At 69.0% G+C, this 10416-nt stretch carries 10 protein-coding genes; 8 read left to right on the forward strand and 2 right to left on the reverse strand.

Annotated features, from left to right (window positions below; genetic code table 11):
- Positions 1-165: 165 nt before the first annotated feature.
- Positions 166-618, reverse strand: a complete 453-nt coding sequence (locus ACZ6R6_RS13710) for an NUDIX domain-containing protein (RefSeq protein ID WP_470093137.1) — start codon at positions 616-618, stop codon at positions 166-168.
- Between the two features lie 399 nt (positions 619-1017).
- Here ACZ6R6_RS13710 and ACZ6R6_RS13715 point away from each other — a divergent pair, with 399 nt between their 5' ends.
- Both ACZ6R6_RS13715 and ACZ6R6_RS13720 read left to right on the forward strand, forming a co-directional pair.
- A complete protein-coding gene (locus tag ACZ6R6_RS13715; RefSeq protein ID WP_470093138.1) occupies positions 1018-1551 on the forward strand; it encodes a hypothetical protein in 534 nt (177 codons plus the stop codon).
- 66 nt (positions 1552-1617) lie between these two features.
- A complete protein-coding gene (locus tag ACZ6R6_RS13720; protein ID WP_470093139.1) occupies positions 1618-1854 on the forward strand; it encodes a hypothetical protein in 237 nt (78 codons plus the stop codon).
- A gap of 134 nt (positions 1855-1988) precedes the next feature.
- On the opposite strand, the gene ACZ6R6_RS13725 is transcribed toward ACZ6R6_RS13720, so the two are convergent.
- A complete protein-coding gene (locus ACZ6R6_RS13725) occupies positions 1989-2672 on the reverse strand; it encodes a pentapeptide repeat-containing protein (protein ID WP_470093141.1) in 684 nt (227 codons plus the stop codon).
- A 472-nt stretch (positions 2673-3144) separates the two neighbouring features.
- Here ACZ6R6_RS13725 and ACZ6R6_RS13730 point away from each other — a divergent pair, with 472 nt between their 5' ends.
- The 6 genes from ACZ6R6_RS13730 to ACZ6R6_RS13755 all read left to right on the forward strand — a co-directional run bounded on the left by ACZ6R6_RS13730 (position 3145) and on the right by ACZ6R6_RS13755 (position 10416).
- The gene (locus ACZ6R6_RS13730) at positions 3145-5166 is read left to right on the forward strand and encodes a glycosyl hydrolase family 28-related protein (RefSeq protein WP_470093143.1); all 2022 of its coding nucleotides are present in this window, start codon (positions 3145-3147) and stop codon (positions 5164-5166) included.
- 145 nt (positions 5167-5311) lie between these two features.
- A complete protein-coding gene (locus ACZ6R6_RS13735) occupies positions 5312-5656 on the forward strand; it encodes an MmcQ/YjbR family DNA-binding protein (protein WP_470093145.1) in 345 nt (114 codons plus the stop codon).
- A gap of 227 nt (positions 5657-5883) precedes the next feature.
- Positions 5884-6096: an acyl-CoA carboxylase subunit epsilon gene (locus ACZ6R6_RS13740; RefSeq protein ID WP_470093147.1), complete on the forward strand. Its 213-nt coding sequence runs from the start codon at positions 5884-5886 to the stop codon at positions 6094-6096.
- A 155-nt stretch (positions 6097-6251) separates the two neighbouring features.
- Positions 6252-7244, forward strand: coding sequence for a DUF1702 family protein (locus ACZ6R6_RS13745; protein ID WP_470093149.1), 993 nt, complete (start codon positions 6252-6254; stop codon positions 7242-7244).
- Positions 7245-7483: 239 nt separating this feature from the next.
- A complete protein-coding gene (locus ACZ6R6_RS13750; RefSeq protein WP_470093151.1) occupies positions 7484-8446 on the forward strand; it encodes a DUF1702 family protein in 963 nt (320 codons plus the stop codon).
- Entirely contained in the window at positions 8443-10416 is a 1974-nt protein-coding gene (locus ACZ6R6_RS13755; protein ID WP_470093153.1) for a CRTAC1 family protein, read from the forward strand. The genes ACZ6R6_RS13750 and ACZ6R6_RS13755 overlap by 4 nt, the downstream gene beginning before the upstream one ends.

Below are 10416 nucleotides of genomic sequence, written 5' to 3' on the forward strand. Positions count from 1 at the left end.
CGGTTGTTCACCCGGCGGGCATAGGAGCCCATCGAGGACAGGGAGTCCTCCGCGGTACCCGACCGGTCCGCGCCGGCCTGTCGAAGGGGGAGGGCGGCCAGGTCGGCAGCGGTTCGGTGGGCTCCACGGCAAGGCGCTCGTTGGGAGCCAGGCAGGAACGCCCTGTTAGGACTGTGTGTGCTGGATCAGGAGCCGGTGCGACTGCTGCACCCCCTCGGGGAGATCGTACGGCGAAAACCATGTCGCCTCCAGAATCTCGGTGGAGTCGATCTTCAGCGTGCCGCCGGTGAACTCGGCCTCATAGGCCACTTCGACCCGCAGCTTGTATCCGCTTTTGACGTGCACGAGCCGGTTGACCTTGACGTCCAGCCCAGTTTCTTCGTGCACCTCGCGGACGACCGTGTCCTCGAACGCCTCACCCTTGTCGGCGTAGCCGGTGGGGCAGCCCCACTGCCGGTCCGGCGGCCACATACGGTGCCGCAGGAGGAGCACGCGACCCTCGTCGTCGCGGACGATGCCGGTGACTCCGACCATGAATTTGGCGTGCCATAGCCACAGCACACGCCACTGCAGGGGGCCGCGGATGAGGCGCCATAGGCGGGCGACGAGATTCTTCACGCTGGTCCTTCCGGGCTTCATCCGCGATACCGCCCTCCGGCGGCGCGGACCGTCATGGCATGTCGCACACTGCCATGTCCGCGCCTGGTAGTGGGGCCGGTGAGAGATTTCCAGCCAGCCGGGTGTCTTGCAGTCGGGCCTCCTCGCTCGGCCGGCAGTCGGGCCTCCGCTCCCGTCCCAGCTCGGGATATGCGGGTGGCCACGTCGTCCACACTGCTACGCCTTACGGGCGGGCTGAACCACGGCGGAGAACACCAACGCCGCTGATCGGGATCCATGGATAGGATTCGTGTGGATCATGAGATGTTCTGATCGACTTCGGTTGGAGTTGCTGTGACTCTGAAAGAGCGGTCTCCGAGGAGTTCGATCGGCGCACCGGGTCTTCCTCTGATCGGCTCGTTGGCGGTCATCGGTCTCCTGCTCCTGTACGCGGCGAGCTTTCCTGGTGTTGCCCCTTTCTGGTCCCTGCCCGCTCTCCTGGTGTTCTCCGTGCTCGGAGCGGTCTGGCTCGTCCGTCTCGCCGTAGCGTTTTTCGACCCGGTGGGACGGCCGGGCGTCAAGCGGAACCTGCTGCGCTGGGCGGCACCGCCGCTCATCGGCCTCCTGGTGTTCACGCTGCCTGCCGTAGGAGAGTTGAAGAAGTCCAGGTTCGCCCTGTCGGCGGAGAGCTTCGAGAAGGTCGCGCGGTCGGCGGTGGCGGGGAGTCCCGACTGGAAGATGGGCCGTGGAACGCTGGGGTCGTTCGACGTCTCCTGGGCTGCACGGCATGAGGGCACGGTGCGCTTCGCGCTGTCCGACGGGGGAGACGGCGTCCATCAGCACGGCGTCATATGGAGCCCGCACGGTGAACCATCGCTGCCGGAAGAGGAGAAGTACGGACCTGACGTCGAGCACTACTACGGCCCCTGGTACCTGTGGAGCGAGAACTTCTGAAACGGAAGCCGTCCTACGCTCCGGTCGTGGCGGACATCTGTCGGTCCTCGCCCGTAGCCTCGTCCCGTGTCCGCCGCACCTGTCCCGCCTCGCTCTCCTCTGGTGGTGTACGGCTCCCGCGCAGCATGGCTGAGAGCCTGGCGCCGTGGCGAAGCCCGGTGGCTCGCCCTGATCTACTGGGACGAGGCTGACGGCTACCGGCGCCACGTCGCCGAGCGGTGGGTCGTCGCGGACGACATCACCAAGATCGACGGCGAGGACTACAGCCACATCCCGGTCCTGCACACACCCGTCAGCGAGTGACCCCTCATGCTCGGGCGGCCGGGGAGCCGGCGGAACTCCCCGTGGGGCTCTGTCACCGTCACTTGATCGTGTGAACCGGTCCGGTGAGGCGCTCACCAGGGACGGCGTGGGGAGGCGCCCGCCAGGGACACGGTCTAATCCTCGATGGTGATCCCCATCGCGCCCGCCAGGGCGTAGACCAGCCCTTGCGCGTCCCGGCTCTTGATGATCGAGCCTCTGAGGGCGGCCACGCCGCCGATCCCCAGCAACACGCAGTCGGCGAAGCGTGTGCCGTCCATCTGCGCGTTGGAGAACTGGGCCCCCGTCAGGTCGCAGCGTTCGAACCTGACTCCCCGCAGATCGGCGTTCTGGAAGTTGGTCTCCAGCATGGTGCAGTCGCGGAAGACGATGTTCTTGAAGGTCGAGAACCTGAAGCCCGCCAGGTCGGCGCGGCAGGTGTCGAACACCACGTCTCGGAACGCGCACTCCGACCAGGTCATGCCGGTCAACCGGCTCCCGGACGCCCGAGTGCGGTGCATCGCCGATGCCGTGGCCCTCATGTTCGACAGATCACAGTGCTCCAGCTCCACGTCGGTGAACCCCGCCTGGCGCATCTGCGTGCCGGAGAACCTCGTGCCGACGAAGCGGCAGCCTTCGAAGTCGGCCGCGTCCACATGCCGAGGGGGCAGGTCGACGCCCTTGAACTCCATCGACCGATAGGCGGCGTCGTCCTCGATGCCGTGCTCAGGGAGCAGCGCGACGGTGAGCGAGGCGGGCAGCTTGGGCGCGGCCGGCTCTTTCAACCGTTCCGGCCGGCGGTGAGGGGGGCGGGAAGACATGAGGCGGAGCTTAGCCCCGGGGGCCGGGCGGCGCGTCGGATCGGGTCGCGTACGGGCGGGCCGCTCCGGCTTCGACGGGGACCCCGACGCGCTGCCGCGCGAAACAGGCCGGGGGCGAACAGGCCGGGGGGCGAACATGGGGCCTCATCTTCCGAGCAGACCTCCGGGCCGTGCCGCCGGCGAAGCGCTCGCTCCGTGTCGCGGGAGGTCACGCGTTGCGGGATGCCGCAACTACTCGCGCTATCTATGCAAGAACTCAAGTCTAAGTAGCACTTGTAAAGCAAGATTGCGAAACTATTTCGCAGAAGCCTTGTGGGGTGGGACCCGGGGGACTTAGTGTCACCTCACCCTCATGGCGTCCGCTCAGCCCCGAGCGCCTTCAGGTGTTCACCCCCAGAGAAACGAGCATTCGATGTCACGGAGCAGTGCAGGAGCTGTAGCGAGGTGGTCCGGCAGACCGTCATGGAGGGCCGTGGTCGCGGTCACGGCGGTGACCGCCGCCTTCGGTCTCGGCGTCGTGCCCGGCGGCACAGCCCTCGCCGGCACAGGCGCGACCGGCGCAGGCGCGACCGGCACTTCGACCCCCGTCGTGACACGCGCCGGCCTCGATCCGTCGCTCGTCGCGGGCCGGGGCGCCGACGTCGACTTCGCCGAGCAGGAGGCGGAGAACGCCGCGACGGACGGCACGATCATCGGGCCGGACCGCTCCGCGTACACGCTGCCGGCGGAGGCGTCCGGCCGTAAGGCGGTCAAGCTGACGCCGGGACAGCACGTCGAGTTCACGCTGCCGGGCGCGGCCAACGCGATCACCGTGCGCTACAGCATCCCGGACGCGCCCGACGGCGGCGGCATCACCGCGCCGCTCGGTGTCACGGTGAACGGCGGGGGCAAGAAGACCATGACCCTCACGTCGCAGTACGCGTGGCTGTACAACCAGTATCCGTTCTCGAACGACCCGGACGCCGGGCTGCTGCACCCGGACTGGTGGATCACCGAGTGCGCCTGTGTGCCCGCCGCCACGACGCCGCCCCCGGTGATCACGACGCCGTTCCGCCCGAGCCACTTCTACGACGAGCAGCGACTGCTGCTCGACCGGACCTACCGCGCGGGTGACAAGGTGCGGCTCACGGTCCCCGCCGGGAGCGACGCCGCGTGGACGGTCGTCGACCTGCTCGACTCGCAGCTCGTCGGCCGGCCGCACGTCAACCTCGTCGCGGCGAACGTGCTGGCGTTCGGCGCCGACCCGTCCGGCAGGCGCGACTCCGCCGCCGCGTTCGACAGGGCGATCGCCTTCGCGCAGCGCAAGCACCTCAAGGTCTATCTCCCGCCGGGCACCTACCAGGTGAACCGCCACATCATCGTCGACAACGTGACGATCGAGGGCGCCGGCAGCTGGTACACGATCATCAAGGGCCGCGAGGTCACCCTCGACACACCGGCCCCCGACGGCTCGGTGCACACCGGTGTCGGCTTCTACGGCAAGGAGGCGAAGGACGGCGGCAGCCGCAACGTCCACCTGTCCGGCTTCGCGATCGAGGGCGACGTCCGCGAGCGCGTCGACACCGACCAGGTGAACGGGGTCGGCGGGGCGATGAGCGACTCGACCATCGACGGCCTCCACATCCGCCACACTAAGGTGGGCATGTGGTTCGACGGACCGATGAGCGGCCTGCGGATCACGGACAGCGTCATCGTCGACCAGATCGCCGACGCGCTCAACTTCCACACCGGAGTCACCGACTCGGTCGTGTCGAACAACTTCGTCCGCAACACCGGTGACGACGGCCTCGCCATGTGGTCGGAGAAGACCGCGAACGCCGGCAACACCTTCGACCACAACACCGTGCAGACGCCGGTTCTCGCGAACGGCATCGCCGTCTACGGCGGCACGGACAACACCGTCTCGAACAACCTCGTCGCCGACCCGATCCGTGAGGGCAGCGCGATCCACGTCGGGTCCCGCTTCGGCGCCGAGCCGTTCACCGGGAAGCTGCGGATCACCGGCAACACCACGGTCCGTGCCGGCACCTACGAGCTGAACTGGAAGATCGGCCTGGGATCCATCTGGTTCTACGCGCTGGACAAGAACATCGACGCGGACATCCAGGTGACCGGGGACCACTACCTCGACAGCACCTACAACGCGATCATGATGGTCAGCGAGTGGTCGGTGAAGGACCTGTACTCGATCCCGAACGTCCGCTTCAAGGACATCAGGGTCGACGGCACGGGAACCTCGGTGGTCAGCGCTCGCGTGAAGGGATCGGCGTCCTTCGAGAACGTGGACGCCCGCAACGTCGGCGCGGTCGGCGTCAACAACTGCGGGTCGTTCAACTTCCCGCCCACCGGTTCGGAGTTCTCGCTGACGGACCTGGGCGGCAACGACGGGGGCGGCACCACCGGTCCCTGGCTCGCCCCGTGGGAGCTGCCGAACACCATCACCTGCGACGACCGTCCGCCGGTCGTCGCGCCGCCGGCGCCGTCCCCGTGGTGACGCGCGGTCCGGACCGTCTGGGCGGCGGCGCCACCGCGACCGTCAGGCCGGCCTGCTGGGGGCCCTGGCGGCGGACGTCGCCCGGCGCCCCTCGGCGGTGAACGCGCGCGGGAAAGTGTCGGAGCGCTCTGGTACATGTTGGGCCATGGGCGTGCGAGTCGATGAGTTCCTGGAGATGCTGGACAGGCTGCCTGAGGTCACGCGGAGCGACGGCGGCAACTGGGTCTCGCTGAAGGTGCGGGGCAAGGGGTTCGGCTACCTGTGGGAGGAGACCGAGACCGTCGGGCTCAAGGCGACGATCGAGGAGCAGATCGCGCTGGTGGCCGAGCGGCCGGAGGTGTTCGAGGTCCAGTTCACCATGGGCCGGTTCGGCTGGGTCGTGGTCCACCTCGCGAAGATCGACGCGGAGGAGCTGTTCGAGCTGGTCACCGAGGCGTGGTGCCTGACGGCCCCCAAGCGGATGGTCGCGGCCCACGAGGCCGCGCGATAGCCGTACGGCCGTCGCCAGGGGTGTGCGGCGGCCGTACGGGTCCGCGGGGGGCATGCGATAGCCGTACGGCTGTCGCCGGGATGCCCCCCTCCCAGGAAAAGGATGCCCCCTCCAGGAGGGCGCCGGGGCGTCCGCGCCCGGCAGGCCCGAGGGTCCGCATCCAGGAAGTTGTGCCCAGCCGGGTCCCGGGGCGACTCTCGTGGCAGGGCGCAACCGGGAGGTGCGGCGTGGACGAGATCCCGTTCCTGGAAGTCGTACGCGGCGATCCGACGCCTGAGGAGCTGGCGGCGCTGATCGCGGTCCTGGTCGCGCGCACGTCTCCGGCCGCCGCTCCGGAGGCCCAGGGGCCGTCAGCCTGGGCCGACCGCGCCCACTCCGCCAGGCGGCCGCTCACGCCCCGCCGCGGCCCCGCCGGCGACGCGCGGCCCCGCTCCCTCTGAAATCCGCCCTCCGGTGCCGGTAATTGCAAAGTGATCGATTATCGCAGAATCCCGCAATCGGCGAGATGTATCCCCGGATTCCATATACGACCATGGGAGAGGCCAGCCGGTGGCGGGTGACGGCCATCGGCCGATGGCATAAGTGAGGAGGGTCCATGCCGACGTTGTTCGGTTCACTGCGCAGGCTTGTTTTGACGCCGTCGTTGGCCGAGGTGAGTTTTAGCGGGCGGGGCTTTCCGGTCACGCCGACGGATGCCACCCGGCGACTTGAGGCGATTCCCCAGGCCGTGATCTGTGGATTCGAATGGGGAATCGACGCGCGCGACCAATGGGAGGTCGAGCGCCGGCTGAACATGGTGGACCCCGAACTGCGCGGTTTCGCCTACGAGGGCGCGACGATGGCCTTCACCATTGTCGACGCGATGGGCGGCGGCCGTGGCCACCGTACCCGCGACCTGCTGCTCGGGCCCGGCCAGCCGCACATCTTCCTGACCTACATCGGCATCGGCTTCGCCATGGCGCGCCTGCCCAGGCCGCTGTGGAAGAAGGTCATGCCCGACCTGGACGGGTCGGCCTACTACCCGACGATGAGCTGGCTGGCCGTCGACGGCTACGGCTTCGACCGCGCCTATTTCGAGACCCGGCGCTGGGTCGACGAGCAGAAGGTGCCGGCGCCCTATCCCTGGGAGGGCTCGCCCGACTACTTCCTGCGGGCGGTGGACCAGGGCATCGGCCGGGCGCTGTGGTTCATCCACGGCGGCCAGGTGCCCGACGTGGCCGCAGCCGTGGGCCGCTTCGCGAGCCACCGCCAGGCCGACCTGTGGAGCGGCGTCGGCCTGGCCGCGACGTTCGCCGGCGGCTCCGGGAGCGAGGCGCTGGCCGCGCTGCGCCGGGAGGCCGGCGAGCACCGGGCCGAGCTGGCCCAGGGCGTGGTGTTCGCGGTCAAGGCGCGGACCTTCGCCGGATTCGTCCCCCCGCACACCGAGACCGCCTCCGCCGTGCTCGCCGACCTGTCGGTCGCCGACGCCGTCGCGCTCGCCGACGACACCGCCGTCGACCCCCGCGGTTCCGGCCCGGTCCCGCAGTACGAGCTGTGGCGGCAGCGGGTGCGCGCGCACTTCGCGGCGGCGGACCGCCTCCCCGCCTGACCGCGCCCGCCGGACAGCCGCCCACCGCGGCCGTCCGGCCGCCCGCCTGTCCGGACGGATTCCGCTGTGCCGCAGAATGCTAATTGAATCGTGCCCAAAAAATATTCTACCTCTCCGGTGGGCACGTTTGAAGTAGCCCCGAGGGTGGTCCACATGGCTAGATTTACCTAAGGACAATCCCGTGAGAAGGGCAACCCTACGAGGGGCGGGAGAGGTAATTGACCAGTATTCTGCGGTCATTGAGACGGCGTATTCTGACGCCTAATGTATCAGAGACCAAGCTTGCGACACGTGGTTTCCATGTGAAAAGCCCGGAGGCCCGGGAAATGCTGGAGACCGTCGGCGAGATGTTTCTCACCGGCTACGCCTACGCGGCCGAGGCCCGCTCGCCCGCCGAGGCGGAGGAGCGGCTGGAGGAGCTCCCCGAGCGGTTCCGGGGCTTCGCCTACGAGGGCGCCGGCATGGCCTTCACGATCCTTGACGCGATGCCGGTCGGCGGCGGAGGCGGGGGCAAGCTCGCCGAGTTCCTGGCCGGACGCGGCAAAGACCACATCTACATGATCTACGTCGGGGTCGGCTGGGCGATGGCGCGGCTGCCGCGGTTCCTGTGGCCGAAGAGCGACACGCTCGACCCGCTGCTGCTCTGGCTGGCGCACGACGGCTACGGCTTCCACCAGGCGTACTTCCGCACCGAGCAGTACGTGAACGGGCAGCACCAGGACACGGACTTCCCGTGGCCGGCCGACGGCCGGGCATACGCCGGCCGGGCCATCGACCAGGGCATCGGGCGGGCCCTGTGGTTCGTCGGCGGGACCGACGGCGACCTGGTCACCTCGATGATCGAGAAGTTCCCCGAGTCGCGGCGCCCCGACCTGTACGGCGGCGCGGGGCTGGCCGCCACCTACGCGGGCGGCGCCGACGAGGGCGAGCTGCAGCGGTTCTGGGAGCAGGCCGGAGAGTACCGTCCCCTGCTCGCGCAGGGCAGCGCGTTCGCGGCCGAGGCCCGGTGCCGGGCCGGCCTGCTGGTGCCGCACAACCATGTCGCGACGCGGGTGTTCTGCGGCACGACGCCGGAGCAGGCGGCGCAGATCTGTCATGAGACCCGGCCCCACGGGGCGGTACCGGGTGAGCTGCCGGCCTATGAGGTATGGCGGCAGCGCATCGCCGGTGAATTCGTATCTCTTGGAGGTGTTAGTCCGTGACCACGACAGCTGGCTGGCTGCGGAAGCAGCTACCCGGAATCGTCGCCCTCGTGCTGATGACGGGTGCGTTCATCGTGAGCCACCCGCCCACATCGTCAGCAGACGAGAAGGCGGACATCGCGAGCAAGTACGCGTTCAAGCCGATGAACATCGCGATGCCGGGCGGATTCTCCCAGAAGACGATCCGCGCGGTGAACCAGAGATACACGCACATCGACGCGTGGATCTCCTCGGTCGGGGCCGGGATCGCGATGAACGACCTCGACGGGGACGGCCTGGCCAACGACCTGTGCATCACCGACCCCCGGATCGACCAGGTCGTGGTCACCCCCGCCCCCGGCGGGCAGCCCGCCAGGTACGCGCCGTTCGCGCTGAACCCCGGCACCCTGCCCATGAACGACGCCATGGCCCCCATGGGGTGCCTGCCCGGCGACTTCAACGAGGACGGCCGGACCGACCTGCTCGTCTACCTGTGGGGCCGCACGCCGATCGTCTACCTGGCGAAGGCCGACGCCAAGGGCCTCACCGCCGGCACCTACCTGCCCACCGAGCTGGTGCCGGGCGTCGGAGGGGCCAAATACACCGGGCCGCTGTGGAACACCAACACGGCCACCTTCGCCGACTTCGACGGTGACGGGCACGACGACATCTTCATCGGCAACTACTTCCCGCACAGCCCGGTCCTCGACGACAAGGTCAACGGCGGCGTGGAGATGAACGACTCGATGTCCCGAGGGCTCAACGGCGGTGAGGACTACTTCTTCCGCTGGACCGGGGCCACCTCGGGCGCGCAGCCGTCGGCCGCCTTCCAGAAGCTGGACAACGTCCTGCCCACCAACGTCTCGAAGGGCTGGGAGCTCGGCGCGGGCTCGGCGGACCTCGACGGCGACATGCTGCCCGAGCTGTACCTGGCCAACGACTTCGGCCCCGACCGGCTGCTGTACAACCGCTCCAAGCCGGGCCAGATCAAGTTCTCGCTGGTGGAGGGCGTGCGCACGCCGCTGATCCCCAAGTCCAAGGTGGTCGGCCACGACTCCTTCAAGGGCATGGGCCTCGACTTCGGCGACCTCAACGGCGACGGCATCTACGACATGTTCGTCAGCAACATCACCACCTCCTTCGGCATCGAGGAGAGCAACTTCCAGTTCATGTCCACGGCCAAGGACAAGGCCGACCTGCGCGCGAAGCTCGCCAAGGGCGAGGCGCCGTGGGAGGACCGCAGTGCCCAGGCGTCCACCGCCTGGTCGGGCTGGGGCTGGGACGTCAAGATCGACGACTTCGCCAACAGCGGTGCCCCGGAGATCGCCCAGGCCACCGGGTTCGTCAAGGGCGACGTCAACCGCTGGCCGGTGCTGCAGGAGCTGGCGACCGCCAACGACGGCGTCCTGCGCAACCCGCACTCGTGGCCGAAGGTCCGGGCCGGTGACGACGTCGGCGGACACCAGACCTTCGCCTTCTTCGCCAAGACCGAGGACGGCCGGTACGCCAACATCGCCAAGGAGCTCGGCCTGGCCATCCCGGTGCCCACCCGGGGCATCGCCACCGGCGACGCCGACGGCGACGGCCGCGTCGACCTGGCCATCGCCCGGCAGTGGGACGAGCCGGTGTTCTACCGCAACGAGAGCCCCTCGGCCGGTGCCTTCCTCGGACTGCGGCTGACCCACGAGAGCCCGGCCGCCGCGGCCCCGGCCGACGGGACGCTCCCCGCCCTCGGCTCGGCCGTGATCGGCGCGCAGGTGACGGTGACCACCTCCGACGGGCGCAAGTTCGTCGGGCGGGTCGACGGCGGCAGCGGCCACTCCGGCCGGCGCAGCCACGAGGTGCACATCGGTCTGGGCCAGAACGTGACCGGACCGGTGCAGGTGAGCCTGTGCTGGCGCGACAGGGCCGGACAGATCCACGAGCAGAACCTTCAGCTGAGCACGGGCTGGCACTCGCTCCAGCTCGGATCCCAGGCCAAGGAGAAGTGA

The organism is Streptosporangium sp. NPDC048886 (genome assembly GCF_055586905.1).

Coding starts and splice junctions, on each gene's coding strand:
- ACZ6R6_RS13725 (WP_470093141.1), bottom strand. CDS start 2,672: ATGTCTTCCCGCCCCCCTCACCGCCGGCCGGAACGGTTGAAAGAGCCG.
- ACZ6R6_RS13735 (WP_470093145.1), top strand. CDS start 5,312: ATGGGCGTGCGAGTCGATGAGTTCCTGGAGATGCTGGACAGGCTGCCT.
- ACZ6R6_RS13745 (WP_470093149.1), top strand. CDS start 6,252: ATGCCGACGTTGTTCGGTTCACTGCGCAGGCTTGTTTTGACGCCGTCG.